Genomic DNA, 16,268 nt, shown 5'->3' with positions numbered 1-16,268 from the left:
TTTGTCATGTGATCCATCTCTGTGCATCATGGATGAATGGAGCTTCAGCAGATGCGCTACGTCGTGGCCGTGGCCGAGACGGGCAGTTTCACGCGCGCCGCGGAACGATGCCTGGTGGTGCAGTCGGCGCTCAGTCATCAGATCGCGCGGGTGGAACGGGAACTGGGCGCGCGGCTGTTCGACCGCACCAGCCGCTGGGTGCGGCTCACCCCGGCCGGCGAGGCGTTCCTGCCGGTGGCCCGCCAGTGCCTCGACGCCGCCGAGCGTGTCGCCGCCGAAGTGGCCGCCGCCGTGGGCCAGGTGCGTGGGCGACTGGCCGTCGGCGTGATCCCGACCGTCGCCGCGGTGGACATCCCGGCCGTGCTGCGCGAGTTCCGCGACACCTACCCGCAGGTGCGGGTCAGCCTGCGCATGGGCGCCAGCGAGGACCTCATCGAGCAGGTGAAGGACGGCAGCCTGGACGTCGCCTTCCTCGGACTGCCGCCCACGGCCCAGCCCGAGGGAGTCCGCACCCGCGTACTGGCCCGCGACCGGCACGTCGCCCTCGTCCCGCCCGGGCACCCGCTCGCCGGCCGGCGGAAGGTCACGCTCCGCCGGCTCGCCGAGGAGGTGTTCGTGGACTTCCCTGCCGGAACCGCCGGCCGCCTGCAGGCCGACCAGGCCTTCTCGGCCGCGGGCCTGACCCGCGACGTGGCGTTCGAGGTGACCGCCGCGGACCTGTTGGCCCGGCTCGTGCACGAGGGCCTCGGCGTGGCGATGCTGGCGTCGGCCTATGCACCGCGACTACCCGGACTGATCACGGTTCCGGTGGCCGACGCACCCGTCCGAATCGAGTACCTCGCCTGGAGCCGGTTCACGCCCACCCCCGCGGCAGCCGCGTTCCTGTCCATTCTGGGCACCCCGGAACGAGCCGGGTGAGATTCCTGATGTCCTGGCTGAATACAACGTTCTCCGATCAGCCGGACAGGCCTTGGTCGAATTCAGCCATGCACCATTGGCCCGCGACGAACGCGAGTGCTTCCACCACGAGGCCGGCGGCGCTGGCCGCCAGCACGGTGAGCCGATCCTGGACGACACCCCGAGGCGCTGGGTGGACGCCGTGCACGACCCTTCGCGCCGACACGTATCGAATCCTTCTGTTGGTGCGTTCGGGTGGACCGGCTGCGACGTTCGAGGGTTCAACGCCATGATCACAGTATTGCTCCCCTTTCCTGGGCCAAACTCGGATTCTGTTGAGAAGTCGACCAGGGAGAATGGCATGCCTTTCGATCCGAACCAGCCCCGAGACAGCCGTGGCCGGTGGACCAAGGGGAAGGCGGCGGGCGCTGGAGTGGCTTTGGTGGCGGGCGTGATGACGGCTGCGGGAGGCGCGGATGTCACCACCTCCGTCGGCGCGGCGCTGGATGCCGGTTCCAGCCAGGGCACAGCTGAGCAAAAAGCGGCGAATGGAAGGAAGTCTGCCCAGAAAGGTAACGAATCCGAGGCGTGGCAACGGATGGCCCTCAAGGAAGTCAGGCGGGAAGTAAAGCGAGGCCTTCGATGCGCCGCACAGTCCTATGGCGAGGTGCGGCAGTTCTTTCTCACGCATCCATGCAACAAACTGGATCAACAATTATTCGCGTTGAGCGACACACAAGGAAACGTGATCGCCGGCTCGATTGTGTGGGTTACCATGCCGTCAGCGGAGGTCGCCGCGCAGTTCAAAGAATTGGAAGACAATTACGGAACCGGTGATGTCACACCCTTCGGCACCGAGATCCTCGAACTCAGCCACTTCCGGTTCAGCGGAAAGCACTACAAATCGCGCCTGGACGGGCCACTCGTCGTAATCGCAGAAACCGATCGACTGCGTGGTGCGCCATCCGACGCCATGCTCAATGAGGTGGCCAGTGTCGCGGACCTCCTGCCGCCGTTGTGAGCATGAAGCGGGTGACGATGAGTGAGCCGAGTAATTCAGCCGCGGCGGGTGAGTGCCTGGAGGAAGAACGCGACGTTGGCCGGGCGCTCGCCGAGGCGGCGCATGAAATACGGATACCATTCGGTTCCGTAGGGCACGTAGACCCGCATCCGCAGGCCTCGTCGGGCCAGTTGCGTCTGCACTTGCGGCCGGACCCCGTACAGCATCTGGAACTCGTAGTCGTCGCGGCCGCGGCCGGTCTGCTCGGCCAGCATGGTGGCGACGTCGATGAGCCGGGTGTCGTGCGTGGCCACCATCGGGTAGCCGTCGCCGTTCATCAGGATCTTCAGGCACCGCACGTACGAAGCGTCCACTTCGGACTTCGTCCGGTAGGCAACCGACGCGGGTTCGTCGTAGGCGCCCTTGCACAGGCGGATCCGCGAACCGGGGACCGCGAAGTCGGCGCAGTCCCCGGCCGTTCGCTTCAGGTATGCCTGCAGCACCGTGCCCGTCGCCGGGAAGTCGGCCCGCAGTTCCCGCACCAGCGTCAGGGTGGAGTCGGTGGTGGTGTGGTCCTCCATGTCCACGGTCACCGTCGTGCCGGCCTCCGCCGCGGCCGCGCAGATGCGCCGGGTGTTTTCCAGCGCGATCTTCTCCCCGTCGGCGGGCAGGGCCTGGCCGAGGGCGGAGAGCTTCACCGAAACCTCCACCCGTGGGGCCAGTCCCACCTCGCCGAGGCGCCGCAGCGCCGTCCGGTACGCCTCGACGGTGCGCTCTGCCTGAGCGCGGTCCAGCGTGTCCTCGCCGAGGTGGTCGAGCGAGACGAGCCGGTCGGCAGCGATCGTGCGCGCGACACGCATGGCGTCGTCAATCCCGCGCCCCGCAACGAACCGGTCGACGATGGGACGCAGCACCGGGGTGCGTTCGACCAGCGACCGGCATTCGGGCGAGCGGGAAGCGGCGATCAGGGCGGAACGGAGCACGGCGGTCTCCTCTCAGGACTGGTGTGGATAGCCCGACGCGACCGGCGGGCAGAGGTTCTCTTTGATCGCGCGCGGACTGACCCAGCGCAGCAGGTTGTAGATCGAGCCCGCCTTGTCGTTGGTGCCCGACGCACGCGCGCCGCCGAAGGGCTGCTGGCCCACAACCGCACCGGTGGGCTTGTCGTTGACGTAGAAGTTCCCGGCGGCGAACCGCAGCACCTCGCTCGCGCGCTGCACGGCCGCCCGATCGTTGGCGATCACCGCGCCGGTCAGTCCGTATGCCGTGCCCTGGTCGATCTGGCGCAGCACCCGGTCGTAGTCGGTGTCCTCATAGACGTGCACGGCCAGGATCGGCCCGAAGAACTCGGTGGTGAAGATCTCGTGCCCCGGGTCCGTGCCGACCAGCACGGTCGGAGCCACGAAGAAGCCTTCCGAATCGTCCGTGGTTCCCCCGGCCATAATGTCCACATCGGACGCTGATCGGACCGAGCGCACCACGCGGTCGAGACGGTCGAAGGCGCGGCGGTCGATCACCGCGCCCAGGAAGTTGCGGAAGTCGGTCACATCGCCCATCGCCAGAGATTCCACTTCGGACACCAGGTCGTCCTTCAAGCGCGCCCACACCGAGCGTGGGACGAACGCCCGTGACGCCGCCGAGCACTTCTGCCCCTGGTACTCGAAGGCACCGCGGACCAGCGCCGTCCGCAGCACGTCGACGTCCGCCGAGGCGTGCGCCACAACGAAGTCCTTGCCACCGGTCTCGCCGACGACACGGGGATAGCCACGGTAGCCCGCGATGTTGGCACCCACGACGGACCACAGGTGCTGGAAGGTGCGGGTCGAACCGGTGAAGTGGATACCGGCCAGGTCCGGGTCGGCGAGCGCGACGTCAGAGACCGCGCGACCGTCACCGGTCACGAGGTTGATCACGCCGGGCGGCAGGCCGGCCTCCTCCAGCAGCCGCATGGTGAAGTGCGCGGCCAAGCCCTGCGTCGGCGAAGGCTTCCAGATGACGGTGTTGCCCATGAGGGCGGGCGCGGTGGGCAGGTTGCCGGCGATGGCGGTGAAGTTGAACGGCGTGATCGCGTAAACGAAGCCTTCCAACGGACGGTAATCGAGGCGGTTCCAGGTGCCCGGGCCGCTCTGCGGTTGCTGCTCCTGGATCTGACGGGCGAAGTGGACATTGAACCGCCAGAAGTCGGCGAGTTCGCACGCCGCGTCGATCTCGGCCTGCACCACGGTCTTGGACTGGCCGAGCATCGTCGCCGCGTTGAGCTTGTCGCGCCACGGTCCGGACAACAGGTCGGCCGCGCGCAGCAGGATCGCGGCGCGCTCGTCGAAGGGCATCGCTCGCCAGTCGGGCGCGGCGCGCAGCGACGCGGCTACGGCGGCTTTGGCGTCCTCGTGGGTCGCGTTGGCCGAGACGCCGAGCACGTGGGCGTGCCGGTGCGGCTGCACCACTTCGAACGTGGTGCCGCCGGCCATGCGCTGTTCGCCATCGATGGTGTTGGTCAACTCGAACTGGCGGCCGGTGAGCGTGGTGAGTTCGGCGGTCAGGCTCGCCCGTTCCGGGGAGCCGGGGGCGTAGTCGCGGGCCGGCTCGTTGCGCGGCGCCGGCGGGTGAGTGATCGCGTCCATGCGAAGGAAGGCTAGGCAGCGCAAGAGCTCCGGGGATTAGCCGATCAGCTACAGTTGCCCGAAGCCCGTTGTTCGATTGGACAAACCGCGATGCACACAGAGCCGACCGGCACGACGCTGCGGGCCCTGCTGGTCGCGGTCGGCGAACCGCTGCTGGAACTCACCGCGGGAAGCCCGGACATCACGGTGCGCGGGGTGGCGATCCTCGACCCGGACGACGAACTCGGCGGTCGCCCCGGCGAACTCATCCTCGTCATCGGCGCGCGTGGCCGGGAGGCGGTCCGCTACGTCCGCGTGGCCGCGAAGTCCGGAGCGTCGGCGGTCGCGGTGAAGGCCGACGGGAAACGGGACGACCTGCGCGCAGCCGCGGAGGACAACGGGATCGCTTTGCTGACCGTGCGGCCACAGGTGCGGTGGGACCAGTTGCAAACGGTGATCCGCGAGGTGCTCGAGGGAGCAACGCTGGCCGCGGCTTCCGACGCCGAGCACGGTGACCTGTTCGGGCTGGCGCAGACCGTCGCGGTGCTCACGGCGGGCAGCGTCAGCATCGAAGACGCGGGCAACCGCGTGCTGGCCTACTCCCGTTCGGACGACGACATCGACGAGATGCGGCGCCTGTCCATCCTGGGCTGGGAGGGGCCGGAGCAGTACCTGGCGCTGCTCCGGAAGTGGGGCGTGTACCAGCGGTTGCGTTCCAGCGAGGACGTCGTGCGCGTGGATGAGCGGCCTGAGTTCGGCATCCGGCAGCGGCTGGCCGTCGGCATTCGCGCCGGGACGCAGCACCTCGGCACGATCTGGGTTCAACAGGGCCGCCGCCCGTTCGCCGAACAGGCCGAAAGTGCGCTGCTGGGTGCCGCCAGGATCGCAGCCGTGCACCTGCTCCGGCGCCGCGGCTCTGTCGGCATCCGCTCGCGGGAGGACCTGGTGGCCGGGTTGCTCGAAGGGCGGATCAGCGCGGACCTGGTCGCCGGACAGCTGGGGCTGGACCCGGCGGCGTCGGCGATCGTGCTGGCACTGGCGCCCCGGGAGATCGAGCACGATCGTCCCACGCACGAGTTGCGCCAACTGGAGATCAGCAACGTGGTGTCGGTGCACGCCACGTCCTACCGGCGTGGGGCGCTGGTCGGCACGGTCGGCTCGCGCGTGTACGCGGTGTTGCCGGAAGTGCCGCCGCACCAAGCGGAACCGGCCTTGCAGGCGGTCACGCGTCACGTGGTCGCCGCGCTGGACCGGGCCGGCGTGCGCACACAGGCGGGCATCGGTTCACCGGTACCGGTACTGGGTGAGGTGGTGGCCTCGCGATCGGAGGCCGACCGGGTCCTCGACGCGATGGCCCGCACCCCTGGCCGCGACCTGGCCACGATCGCCGACCTGCGCGCCGAGATCCTGCTGGATGAAACCCTGCGTCTGCTCGAAGTCAACCCCGACCTGCGTGATCCCGCAGTGGACGCGCTGGCCGCGCACGACGCCGCCCAGGGCAGCGAATTCGTGCCGTCGCTGCTGGCCTACCTGGACGCGCTCGGGGATGTCCGGGCGGCGGCGGCCGGACTGAACATCCATCCGAACACGTTGCGGCACCGCATTCGCCGGGCCACCGCCGTGAGCGGTCTCGAACTCGGCGACCCCCGAGAACGCCTGGTCTGCCATCTGCAACTTCTGCTCGCGGCCCGGCGCCGCGGCTGAGCCACGAAGGCTTCGGCCGTCCCGGTCGGTGTCCGCCCATCGGTTCATGACCTGGCCGGCGAACATCAAGGCAGCTGGCGAGTTTCCAGCCGATCCGTGGACCGCGGTACCCGAGGCAAAGGCCAACTGAGACCAGACGATTGAGGCCAAGCGGCCGCTGCGCTCCGACTTGGTCGAGGCTCAGGCGTCGATGCCTCGTCTTGCGAGATCGGCCGCGATGCCGTCAAGGACGCCGGCAAGACCTGAGGCGAACAAGGCGTCCAGGTCCCAGGGGTCGGCACCTGCGCGCATCGCGAGGGCGAGCCGGGGATACGCTCCTGGCTCGAAAAGCGGGTCCTGTGCACGGTCCGAGGCGTTCGTCCCCGACGCTCGGGCGACTTCCGATTGCCGTTCCGCCTCTACATCGCCGACATAGGTCAGCGCAACGCCTTGCACGTAAGAGGCGAACATGAACATGTACCGGAAAGCATCGGCAGGTTCGAGGCCGAGCCCATCGAATGCGGAGAAGGCGCTTTCACTGTTCGCCGCGAGAGCCGGGCTGAAGTACGCGCGGGTTGTCACCATGACCTTCGGCAGGATCCACGGATGGCGGTGGTACAGGTCCCAGTCACGGTATGCGGCAGCTTCAAGGCCGTGACGCCAGTCCCGCGGCGCCGAGTCGGGCAAGGGGACGTCAGCGAGTGCCGCCTCCACCATCAGGGCCACCAGATCGTCCTTCGATGACACATGCCGGTACAGGGACATGGTGCTCGCACCGAGGTCCGTGGCGACCCGGCGCATCGACAGCGCGTCGAGTCCTTCCGCATCCGCGATGGCGATCCCGGCTCGCACGATGCGCTCAACGGTGAGATGTGGCGCACTGTCATCGTCCTCCGGGACGTCGGCCGGCGTTTCCGCCCTGCGCGACCGATAAGCCTTCGCCTGGCACGCGCGGGAGCAGTAGCGCCTCGGCCGTCCCCGCTCGGCGGGCTCCAGCGACTTTCCACATGTCGCGCATGCCGGTCGCTCCGACATCACCGCACCCCTTTCGTCACACATACCCGTTGTGACGAAATTCTAGCGCACGGAGGGCGAAGACGGACAGAATACGGTGCTTTAGCAGTTCAAAAAGCTGTAGCCCTACGGAATCGTGCATGCGTATCCTGTACGCGTCAGCCGCGTACAAAGTACGCAAGACTTCGACCCGCCAGACGGGACTGGAGGAACAGAGGAAATGACTGAAGACAACAGACCCGCCGGCGGCAGGGAATGGGCCGGGCTCGCCGTCCTGATACTGCCCTGCGTACTGGCGTCCATGGACATGTCCGTCATGTTCGTCGCACTCCCCTCCCTGACGGCCGACCTCAAGCCGAGCAGCTCCGAACTGCTGTGGATCATGGACGCTTACGGCTTCCTTTTGGCCGGCCTGCTCATCACGATGGGCACACTCGGTGACCGGATCGGACGTCGGCGAGTGCTCCTCGCGGGCGCCGCGGCCTTCGGCGCCGCCTCTGTTCTTGCGGCCTACTCGACCAGTTCCGGGATGCTCATCGCGGCCCGCGTGCTCCTGGGCGTCGCCGGATCGACCCTGGCGCCGTCCACGCTTTCCCTGATCCGGAACATGTTCCGCGACGCCAGACAACGGGCCACCGCGGTCGGCGTCTGGACGGCTGGTTTCGCCGGTGGTGCCGTACTCGGCCCGATCATCGGCGGGCTACTGCTGGAACATTTCTGGTGGGGATCGGTCTTCCTGATCAACGTGCCGGTGATGGTCCTGCTCCTGGTCCTCGGCCCGCTGCTGCTTCCCGAATACCGCCACCCCAGGCCGGGTCGTTTCGACCTGCTCGGCGCCGCCCTGTCCCTCGTCGCCGTGCTCGGCGTCATCTACGGCGTCAAACTCATGGCGGAGCACGGCTTCGGGTGGTTCTCCCTGGCGTGCTGCGCAGCCGGACTCGCCGTGGGGGCCGCATTCCTGCGCCGCCAACGCGTGGCCGCGAACCCGCTGATCGACCTTGCGCTGTTCCGGACACGCCGGTTCAACCTGCCCCTGCTCATCGACGCGCTGGCGACCTTCGGGCTGGTCGGCTTCAGCCTGTTCCAATGGCAGTTCATGCAACTCGTCCTGGGAATGGGGCCGTTCGAGTCCGCCCTGTGGTCTTTGCCCACCTTTCTCGTGATGCCCGTGGGCATCGCGCTGGCCACCGCGATCGCACCACGCGTCGGTAAACCCAATGTGATCGCTGCCGGGCTGCTCGTGGCGGCCGCCGGCTACGCCATGCTGACCATGATCCAAGCCGGTTCGGGAGCGGTCTACCTCATCGGCGCCCTGACGGTTGTCGCGATCGGTATCGGCGGGGTCTCCGCCGTGGTCACCGACGTGATCCTGTCCGCCGCACCACCGGAGCGGGCCGGAGCGGCCTCCGCCATGGCCGAGACCTCGGCCGAGTTCGGCGGGGCCCTGGGCATCGCGATCCTGGGAAGCATCGGCACGGCCGTCTACCGTTCGCAGCTCACCACGAAGGCTCCTGACACCCTCACGGCCAAGGAACTGGAAGCAGCGCGGGACACTCTCGGCGGCGCGGTTGACACCGCCGCGACCCTCCCGAAGGGCGCCGCCGAAGCCCTGCGAAACGTGGCGTTCGACGCCTTCGCCCAAGAGATGCGGATCGCCTCGGTCGTCAGCGCCGTCCTGATGGCGGCTGCGGCCATCCTCATCGCCACCCTGCTCCGCGGCGCGCACACCCAACCCGGAGCCGAAACCCCGGAATCCGCAGCAGAACACGATGGCCGGGACGAAGTGGACGACCTGACCTCCACGGCAACCTGATCGCTGGCCGTACCGGTGCCCTCGGCTGGTATGGACCGCAATGACAACTGATCGATAGTAGGTTTGGGCCCGGCAACGACGATCTGTTTTCGCCGGATTGAAAACACTTGCCGAAACGTGACAGTTCACTTACACGTCGAGTGCCGCCGGAATGGCACCAGTTTTTTGGTTTTCCCGAGAACCATTGATCTACTCGCGCCGTCGGAGATCCCACAAATGCACGATCCCCGCGACTTGTTCTGATCAAGAGCGAAGACCATGGCCACCCGACTGCCCGTACCCATCAGGTTCCAGTTGCCGATGGCTGGGAACCAGCACCGTCGGACAAGGCGGGAATCGGCTGCAGCGCGGACAGCATGCGACCGATGACTGCGGCGTACTCGGCTTTCAGCCGGGGCTTGTCCGTGTCGGCAGCTTCGGCCAGCGCCATCCCAGCCGCGCCGAGCATGCTGTAGACCACCCGGGTCAGGGTCTCCAGGGGCTGCGGGTCGAGGTAGCCCCCGTCCATCAACGCCTTGATCCGGCGCTCGACGTGCCCGTATGCGAGGTCCACGCCGGCCGACTGCCAGTGCGTCCAGCCCAGCGCGGTCGGCGCCTCGAGCCACGCGATCCGGCCGTAGACCGGGTCGCAACTGCACTCCAGGAACGCGTCCAGCGCGACGAACGCGGCCTGCCACGGATCGCTCGCCCTGGCCGCGGCGGCGTCGGACAGTGCCATCGCCTCGGTCTCGAGCTTCTCGAACACGGCCGCGAAGAGCGCTGTCTTGCTGGCGTAGTGGTGGTAGACGGCGCCGCGGGTGGCCTGGATGTCGGCGGCGACGTCCTCCAGCGTGGTGCCCGCGAACCCGTGTTCGGCGAACCGCCGGGTGGCCGCTTCCAGCAACGCGGTTCGGGTGGCCTGCGAGTACTGCTCCCGCCGGCTCTTCAGGGTCGACATACACGAAGCATAAGACATACACTGCGTATGCGTCGACCGGAGTTATGACGCTTTTCCATGGGCCGCAACAGTTTGGGGAACTCCGCATGACCGACCTGATCGAGCCGGACGCACTCTTGTTCAACCCGTTCGTGCCCGGCTTCTTCGAAGATCCGTACCCGCAATACAAGATGCTGCGCGACAACGATCCGGTACAGAACCACCCGCTGGGGTTCTGGTTCGTGTCCCGCTTCGATGACGTTTCCACACTGCTGAAGGCGGGTTTGTCGGTCGAGGTCGCCAACTTGGCGCCCGGTCCGTTCAACCAGCAGATCGAATATTTCGGTACGGAGGGCAACGCCGGCGCGCTGAACCTCTCGATGCTCGACCGTGACCCGCCTGACCACACCAGGTTGCGTTCACTGGTCACCAAAGTGTTCACGCGCCGTGCCGTCGCCGCGCTCGAGCCGCGGATCACCGCCCTCGTGGACGGGGCACTCGACGAGATGGCCGAGAAGGGCGGTTGCGACCTGGTCGAGGAACTGGCGTTTCCGCTGCCGTTCGAGGTGATCTCCGAGATGCTCGGCATGCCGCCGACCGATCATGCCCGGATCCGTCAGCTGAGCGGAACCCTGGTGCGGTCACTGGAGATCGTGGCGGACGAGGAGGCCGCCCGCGCAATCATGGACGCGGACATCGAACTGGCCTCGATCGCCCGCGAGCTGATCGAGTGGAAACGCAAGAACCCGGGCGACGACCTGCTGACCGCGTTGATCACGGCCGAGCACGAAGGCCAGGTCCTCAACAGTGACGAACTCGTCGCGCAGGTGGTTCTGCTCTACGTTGCCGGTCACGAGACCACGGTCAACCTGATCGCCAACGGGGTGAACGCGCTGCTGCGCAACCCGGACCAACTGGCGTTGCTGCGGGCCAAGCCCGAACTGGCGGCCAACGCGGTCGAGGAATTTTTGCGGTATGACTCGCCCGTGCAGCAGACCCGCCGGATCACCACCGAGCCCTACGTGTTGCGGGACAAGGAGATTCCGGCAGGCACCTTCGTGCTGGCCTGTCTCGGCTCGGCGAACCGCGACGAGCGCTTCTTCGGTCCGGACGCCGGTGAGCTGCGCGTCGACCGGCCGGATGCACGTGCCCAGGTGTCGTTCGGCGCGGGCCCGCACCACTGTCTCGGCGCCGCGCTGGCGCGGCTGGAGGGCCAGGTCGCGATCAGCCGCCTGGTGCAGCGATTCCCGGACCTCGGCTTCGCCGGTCAACTGGAGTGGAACGGCCGCATCAACCTGCGTGGCCCGGCCAAGTTCCCGGTCACGGTGCACGCCACCTAGCCTTTGTCGAAGTCGGTTGGGGTGGGTCAGGCTGAGCTCGGCGTTCTTGCCCATAGCCCGGAACTCCTCACCAACCCAGAACTCGCCTCCCCGAACCCAGAACTCGCCCACCCGAACCCAGAACTCGCCCTCTCCAGCCGGGGACACGCCAGCACCTGGCGTGTCCCCGGTCCAGGCAAGAGCTAACTTGTGACATTTTTATATCGAGGGGCTGCCCAGGCTCAGAACCTGTTGCGGCGCAAGAAAAAAGCCGCGTTCAACACCGATAATACGGTGTGAACGCGGCTCAGGTGGAGTGGTCGGGCTAGCCGTCGGTGCCCGTGCCTCCCGCCTCATCGGACAGCTCCAGGTAGCCGGGCCTGGCGTCCTCGGGTTGGTAGTCGGGTTCGTCCTTGAGCTTCGCGATGAACTCGTCGATCAAGCTGGCGCGCACCTTGGCGTCCACTACCCATTCCGGCGTGCCGTGATCAGCCAGCACGACGGGTGGAGACTCATGGAGTCCAACGTAGATTTCGGGACTGCCACCAAGATCGATCCGCTTGAGTCTGTACTCGTCAGTCACAATGTCCACCTTCGCCCCACCTACATGCGGGTTTCCATGTGGCGTTTCACGGGATGTGACACCCAGTGCCCCCTCCGTAGTGTGACGGTATCCACCTCTGACGGACCAACCAAATTAGGCCGTTCGGGTGACTACGGGCCTGATAGGCCACGGGCCGAGGTTACCGACGAGTTGAAGGGTCCCCGGAAGGGGAGATAACCCGGAGGTTTGCACCACTTCGCAACGCTGTGAGCACTTCGTCGGATGTTTGATCATCTGGGGTGATCACGATCCACCGATCACCCTTTCGAGTCTCGGGCGTGTCGCCATCACTACGTGTGACCACATCAATCTCTTCGGCCTGTACCTCGACGACGTTCTGCTCCTGGAGCCCCAGAGATTTCAGGGCGGCAGCGGCCACCACCGACGGCTCGACACCGAGCGCGGCGGCCACGCCGTAGATCGTCTTCGTCCGGGGGAAGTCCACCATCGGACGGTTGGGGTCGCCTAGGTAGAACAAGCCTGTCGGCGGGGGTGCACCCTTCTGCTTGGCGCGATCCGTGAGCTGGCGCCAGGTCAGCCCTTCCTTGTCCTTGATCGAGTTGATCAGTTCAGCGAGGTTCACTTCGCAGGGCACCATCCCGAGCGGTTTGTTAGGGCGACCTTGCCGGAATTAAAGCACGTTTAACTGAGCGTAGCCGTTGACCTTCATGTTGAAACCAATTTAACGTGGAGGTCAGGACAGGTCACAGCCCCCCTTGACCAGGGTTGATGGGCGAACGTCACCGGTACGGGGCGTTCGGTCAGGCCACTCATGTCAATTACACCCGAGGAGTTGACGTGGCTACATACGTGCGTGCGTGCGACGCTAGCGCACTCCGACAGCTCGTAGAGGCTACCGGCCGACATGCTGACGTCGCGTTTATGGCAGGGCTGTCACAGGCTCGTCTTAGCCAGGTCCTCAGTGGTGCGTCGCCGGTGATCCCGCTGCGGCAGGCCGCAAAGCTCGAAGACGTTCTCGGTGTTCCGCGCGGCACCTTCTTTGTGCTGGATGACCCCGAAGCCAGCGCTGAACTCATCGGCCCGTACTTCGCGCATCCCGAGGACGACAGCGCTGAGGAGATCGACCGGTCCGGTGTGGCATGAGCCGGGAGCCTGCTCGCGCGCTGCTTACCAACGAGGACCTGGAGCGGCTGGGGGTCACCCGCAGCCTGGCTGATTACTTGGGCGACCTGGCCGACCAGCACGGTCCGCTCACGGCTGACCAGCAGGACCGCGTAGCCGTTCTCCTTCGTCACCAACCCCTAGAGCCCCTGGCCCGTGGTGCGTGACGGACCAGGACAAGGGGCTGGCCGACGCCCGTGCCCCGACCTACGTCGGCCAGCCCCGATCACCAACGGAGATGGGAGTCCGCGATGACCGCCACCATCGATTATCCAGATGATCACGACCGCGAAGGTAGGCATGTACTGCACCCCGACGAGTACGGCACCCGACGGGACGCCGTGACGCTCTACGGCTGGCTCACGAACTTCGTCATGCCCCTGCCGCTGCGGCATGAGCCGTCGCGCCACTGGAACGGACGGATCGCCTGATGGCCGCCCGGATCATGACCCCGCCTCCGACCGGCAAGCATGCCCGGCTTGGCGTTCTCGATCACCTACGGGCTGCCCTGCTTCGGCTGCTCAGCGCCGCGCCGCGCGCGTTCGCCGCTCTGCTGGTGGTGGCCTTGTGCGTCGGCGTCGGACTCGGCGTGGTGGTCGCGGGGGTGCTGTGGTGACCGAGCAGGACGAGACCACCGAGACCACGACCGGACAGGACGAGGACGCCCTGGAGGTACCGACCTTCGAAATGCCGGGCGTGGAGGAGTATGCGGTGGACCTTCGCTTCGACGACAACACGCCGATCTTCAACGAGACGGTGGACGACCTCGGCGATCAGCTCGCGGTGCTGGACGGCAAGCGGGCCGAGCAGGACCCGGCAGAAGACGGCGAGCAGGACGAGAACCCCGACGGCGACGACAGCGGCGAGGTTGAGCAGGACTGACGGCAACCCGGAACCGAACCCACGACTGCCCCGGCGGCTGCGGCCGACAGGTCAAGCATGCGTTCTACGCCTGCCGAACCTGTTGGCTACGGCTGCCGGGGTCGCTTCGGCAGGAGATCTCCGAAGCGACCAGGCCAAACAGCACGGCCCGCTCCGTCGCGATGTACAACGCGCACGAGTGGTTCCGCTCCCACCCGATCAACGTTCGGTCAGGTGATCAATGATTGCCCAGCGCCTTCTATCACTTCACCTGTAACCACGGTGCCCGTGGCATCCACGGCAGCGGCGAGCTATGGCCCAACCGGCACCCCCTCCTGGGCGCATCGCTGATCTGGCTGACCGACATACCCGTCCCGGACCGCTGGGGTCTCGGGCTCACGTCGAACTGGATCTCCTGCGACCGGACCGCCGTGCGCGTCTCGGTGCAGCCGGTTGGCGGCATCGTGTGCTGGCGGGCGTGGGCCTTGTGGCACCAGGTCCCGCGCGCACTCATCGAGACCTTGGAAGACGGCGCACGCCCGGACCACTGGTGGGTCTGCGAAAACCCGCCCCGGTCAGCGATATCAGCCAGGTAGCTGCGCACCGCCCAGCGGGGAGGAGCGCATGAGCCAGCACGGACACCTTGACGTGCCGGTCGTGCTCCCGGCCGACGCCCCGCGTGAGGACTGGACCTTCGTCCGGACCTTCGGGCTCGGCGGCTCCGATGTGGCCGCCGCCTGCGGGCTCAACCCGTGGCAGACGCCCTACCAGCTCTGGTTGGAGAAGACCCGGCGGATCGAGCCGGACTTCGACGACGCGGCGACTGAGCGCATGTACTGGGGACAGGTGCTCGAACCCGTGCTGCTGCGGGAATGGGACGAGCGGCACCCCGAATACATCCTGACCGGCGGCGAGGGCATCTACGCCGACCGCGAACACGAATGGATGCTGGGCAACGTCGATGGCCTGGCCTGGCATCCCTCCGGCGAGTTGGCCGGGATCGTGGAGGCCAAGACCGGCGGGTACCGCGCTGTCGCCCAGTGGGCCGAGGACGAGGTGCCCATCCACTACATCTGCCAGATCCAGTGGTACATGCGCATTCTCGACGCGCCCCGGACCTTCGTGGTGGCGCTGCTGGACACCAACACCTATCTGGAGCGGGTGATCGAGCGCGATGACGACCTGATCGGCGACCTGGTGGACGGCGCGAGCGAGTTCTGGGGCTATGTCCAGCGCGACGAGGCCCCGCCGCCGGATGCCTCCGAGACCACCCGCATGGCGCTGTCGCGCTGGCCGTCGGTGCCCGACGAAGTGATCGAGCTGGACCCGCTGTGGGACAAGCACATCGCCCGCCGCCACGAGCTGACCGAACAGCTCAAGGCGATCGAGGGCGAGCGGACCGGCATCGACAACGAGCTGCGGGCGGCGATGGGTTCGGCCGAGGAAGCCCACCGCGACGGGCAGAAAGTCGCCAGCAACAAGGCCCCGGCCAAGCCGACCCGGTCGGTGGACTACGAGTCCTTCGCCGCCGAGCAGCCCGACCTGTACGCGCAGTACGTCACCGAACGGCCAGCGCGCCGCCGCCTCACCTACACGACAGCCAGGAGGGATCAGGAATAAGCAACGCCACCACCAAGGCCGCGCTCGCCCAGAGGAAGACCGGAACCGCGTCGGCCGGCGGGGGCGACCTCCGCACGCTCATCGAGCGGCAGAAACCCGAGATCGCCCGCGCGCTCACCGGAACCGCCCTGGACCCCGAACGGTTCACCCGCGTGGCGCTGACCGTAGTCCGCCAAAGCAACGACCTCCAGCGCTGCCGACCCGAGTCGCTGCTCGGCGCACTGATGACCTCGGCGCAGCTCGGCCTGGAGCCCGGCCCCTTGGGCGAGGCGTACTTGGTGCCCTACGGCGACCAGGTGACGTTCATCCCCGGCTACCGGGGCCTGATCAAGCTCGCGTGGAATTCCGGCCAGCTCCGCAACATCTCGGCCCGCGTCGTGCATGAGGAAGACGAGTTCGAGTACGCCTACGGCCTACACCCGGACCTGATCCACAAGCCCGCACGCGGAGCCCGCGGTGGCATCACCGATGTCTACGCCGCCGCCACGCTGCTCGACGGCGGCGCGGAGTTCGAGGTCATGAGCGTCGATGCGATCGAGGCCATCCGGGGCCGCTCCCGCGCGGGCAAGAAGGGGCCGTGGGTCACCGACTGGGAGGCGATGGCCCGCAAGACCGCCGTCCGCCAGCTCGCGAAGTGGCTGCCCATGGCCACCGTCATGAACCGCGCGATCGCCGCCGAGGGCTCGGTCCGGACCGACCTCGATGCCGACGCGCTGGACGAGATCACGCCTGATCTGGACGGGGAGGTGATCGAGACCGAACCGCCCGAGGAGGAGACCCCACCCACCGACGAGCCAACGAGCTAACAGGGGAAGGCCG

19 protein-coding genes are annotated in these 16,268 nt (G+C 67.2%); 12 read left to right on the top strand and 7 right to left on the bottom strand.

Annotated elements, in window-relative coordinates:
• The first annotated feature begins 36 nt into the window (after positions 1 to 36).
• Positions 37 to 918: a LysR family transcriptional regulator gene (locus A3CU_RS0121645; protein WP_027944068.1), complete on the top strand. Its 882-nt coding sequence runs from the start codon at positions 37 to 39 to the stop codon at positions 916 to 918.
• Between the two features lie 37 nt (positions 919 to 955).
• Here the strand turns inward: A3CU_RS0121645 and A3CU_RS52590 are convergent, their stop codons facing one another.
• Positions 956 to 1,123: a hypothetical protein gene (locus A3CU_RS52590; protein ID WP_156960480.1), complete on the bottom strand. Its 168-nt coding sequence runs from the start codon at positions 1,121 to 1,123 to the stop codon at positions 956 to 958.
• A 135-nt stretch (positions 1,124 to 1,258) separates the two neighbouring features.
• Here A3CU_RS52590 and A3CU_RS0121635 point away from each other — a divergent pair, with 135 nt between their 5' ends.
• Positions 1,259 to 1,918, top strand: a complete 660-nt coding sequence (locus tag A3CU_RS0121635; RefSeq protein WP_027944067.1) for a hypothetical protein — start codon at positions 1,259 to 1,261, stop codon at positions 1,916 to 1,918.
• 35 nt (positions 1,919 to 1,953) lie between these two features.
• Here the strand turns inward: A3CU_RS0121635 and A3CU_RS0121630 are convergent, their stop codons facing one another.
• Positions 1,954 to 2,880, bottom strand: a complete 927-nt coding sequence (locus A3CU_RS0121630) for a proline dehydrogenase family protein (protein WP_027944066.1) — start codon at positions 2,878 to 2,880, stop codon at positions 1,954 to 1,956.
• 12 nt (positions 2,881 to 2,892) lie between these two features.
• Positions 2,893 to 4,518, bottom strand: a complete 1,626-nt coding sequence (pruA, locus tag A3CU_RS0121625) for an L-glutamate gamma-semialdehyde dehydrogenase (protein WP_027944065.1) — start codon at positions 4,516 to 4,518, stop codon at positions 2,893 to 2,895.
• Between the two features lie 90 nt (positions 4,519 to 4,608).
• Here pruA and A3CU_RS0121620 point away from each other — a divergent pair, with 90 nt between their 5' ends.
• The gene (locus tag A3CU_RS0121620; protein ID WP_027944064.1) at positions 4,609 to 6,201 is read left to right on the top strand and encodes a helix-turn-helix domain-containing protein; all 1,593 of its coding nucleotides are present in this window, start codon (positions 4,609 to 4,611) and stop codon (positions 6,199 to 6,201) included.
• 180 nt (positions 6,202 to 6,381) lie between these two features.
• On the opposite strand, the gene A3CU_RS0121615 is transcribed toward A3CU_RS0121620, so the two are convergent.
• Positions 6,382 to 7,215 (bottom strand): TetR/AcrR family transcriptional regulator, encoded by an 834-nt coding sequence (locus A3CU_RS0121615; RefSeq protein ID WP_027944063.1) that lies wholly within the window; start codon positions 7,213 to 7,215, stop codon positions 6,382 to 6,384.
• A gap of 199 nt (positions 7,216 to 7,414) precedes the next feature.
• On the opposite strand from A3CU_RS0121615, the gene A3CU_RS45965 reads away from it, so the two are divergent.
• Complete coding sequence (locus A3CU_RS45965) at positions 7,415 to 9,007, top strand: MFS transporter (protein ID WP_052371961.1); 1,593 nt, start codon at positions 7,415 to 7,417, stop codon at positions 9,005 to 9,007.
• A gap of 283 nt (positions 9,008 to 9,290) precedes the next feature.
• Here A3CU_RS45965 and A3CU_RS45960 read toward each other — a convergent pair whose 3' ends face one another.
• Positions 9,291 to 9,944 (bottom strand): TetR/AcrR family transcriptional regulator, encoded by a 654-nt coding sequence (locus A3CU_RS45960; protein WP_043842017.1) that lies wholly within the window; start codon positions 9,942 to 9,944, stop codon positions 9,291 to 9,293.
• An 86-nt stretch (positions 9,945 to 10,030) separates the two neighbouring features.
• Here A3CU_RS45960 and A3CU_RS0121600 point away from each other — a divergent pair, with 86 nt between their 5' ends.
• Complete coding sequence (locus A3CU_RS0121600; RefSeq protein WP_027944062.1) at positions 10,031 to 11,263, top strand: cytochrome P450; 1,233 nt, start codon at positions 10,031 to 10,033, stop codon at positions 11,261 to 11,263.
• A gap of 304 nt (positions 11,264 to 11,567) precedes the next feature.
• Here the strand turns inward: A3CU_RS0121600 and A3CU_RS0121595 are convergent, their stop codons facing one another.
• Together A3CU_RS0121595 and A3CU_RS0121590 are read right to left on the bottom strand one after the other, a co-directional pair.
• Positions 11,568 to 11,825, bottom strand: a complete 258-nt coding sequence (locus tag A3CU_RS0121595) for a hypothetical protein (RefSeq protein WP_027944061.1) — start codon at positions 11,823 to 11,825, stop codon at positions 11,568 to 11,570.
• 160 nt (positions 11,826 to 11,985) lie between these two features.
• Entirely contained in the window at positions 11,986 to 12,429 is a 444-nt protein-coding gene (locus A3CU_RS0121590) for a hypothetical protein (protein ID WP_156960479.1), read from the bottom strand.
• 353 nt (positions 12,430 to 12,782) lie between these two features.
• Here A3CU_RS0121590 and A3CU_RS52585 point away from each other — a divergent pair, with 353 nt between their 5' ends.
• The 7 genes from A3CU_RS52585 (at position 12,783) to A3CU_RS53560 (ending at position 16,255) form a co-directional block, all read left to right on the top strand.
• Positions 12,783 to 12,950, top strand: a complete 168-nt coding sequence (locus A3CU_RS52585) for a hypothetical protein (RefSeq protein ID WP_156960478.1) — start codon at positions 12,783 to 12,785, stop codon at positions 12,948 to 12,950.
• 269 nt (positions 12,951 to 13,219) lie between these two features.
• Positions 13,220 to 13,399 carry a hypothetical protein gene (locus tag A3CU_RS0121575; RefSeq protein ID WP_027944058.1) on the top strand — a complete coding sequence of 60 codons (180 nt, stop codon included), beginning with the start codon at positions 13,220 to 13,222 and terminating at the stop codon, positions 13,397 to 13,399.
• Positions 13,399 to 13,584: a hypothetical protein gene (locus A3CU_RS0121570; RefSeq protein WP_027944057.1), complete on the top strand. Its 186-nt coding sequence runs from the start codon at positions 13,399 to 13,401 to the stop codon at positions 13,582 to 13,584. The genes A3CU_RS0121575 and A3CU_RS0121570 overlap by 1 nt, the downstream gene beginning before the upstream one ends.
• Entirely contained in the window at positions 13,581 to 13,850 is a 270-nt protein-coding gene (locus A3CU_RS0121565; RefSeq protein WP_156960477.1) for a hypothetical protein, read from the top strand. The genes A3CU_RS0121570 and A3CU_RS0121565 overlap by 4 nt, the downstream gene beginning before the upstream one ends.
• A 224-nt stretch (positions 13,851 to 14,074) precedes the next feature.
• Positions 14,075 to 14,425, top strand: coding sequence for a hypothetical protein (locus A3CU_RS0121560; RefSeq protein ID WP_027944055.1), 351 nt, complete (start codon positions 14,075 to 14,077; stop codon positions 14,423 to 14,425).
• A 28-nt stretch (positions 14,426 to 14,453) separates the two neighbouring features.
• Positions 14,454 to 15,449 carry a YqaJ viral recombinase family nuclease gene (locus A3CU_RS0121555; protein ID WP_027944054.1) on the top strand — a complete coding sequence of 332 codons (996 nt, stop codon included), beginning with the start codon at positions 14,454 to 14,456 and terminating at the stop codon, positions 15,447 to 15,449.
• Positions 15,446 to 16,255 (top strand): recombinase RecT, encoded by an 810-nt coding sequence (locus A3CU_RS53560; protein WP_027944053.1) that lies wholly within the window; start codon positions 15,446 to 15,448, stop codon positions 16,253 to 16,255. Before A3CU_RS0121555 ends, A3CU_RS53560 begins: the two co-directional genes overlap by 4 nt.
• Positions 16,256 to 16,268 lie beyond the last annotated feature (13 nt).

Origin of the sequence: Amycolatopsis taiwanensis DSM 45107, from assembly GCF_000519205.1 — a bacterium.
Taxonomy (GTDB): domain Bacteria; phylum Actinomycetota; class Actinomycetes; order Mycobacteriales; family Pseudonocardiaceae; genus Amycolatopsis_E; species Amycolatopsis_E taiwanensis.
Note: the sequence above shows the minus strand (reverse complement) of the source record. Positions and strands in the feature narration are given on the sequence as shown.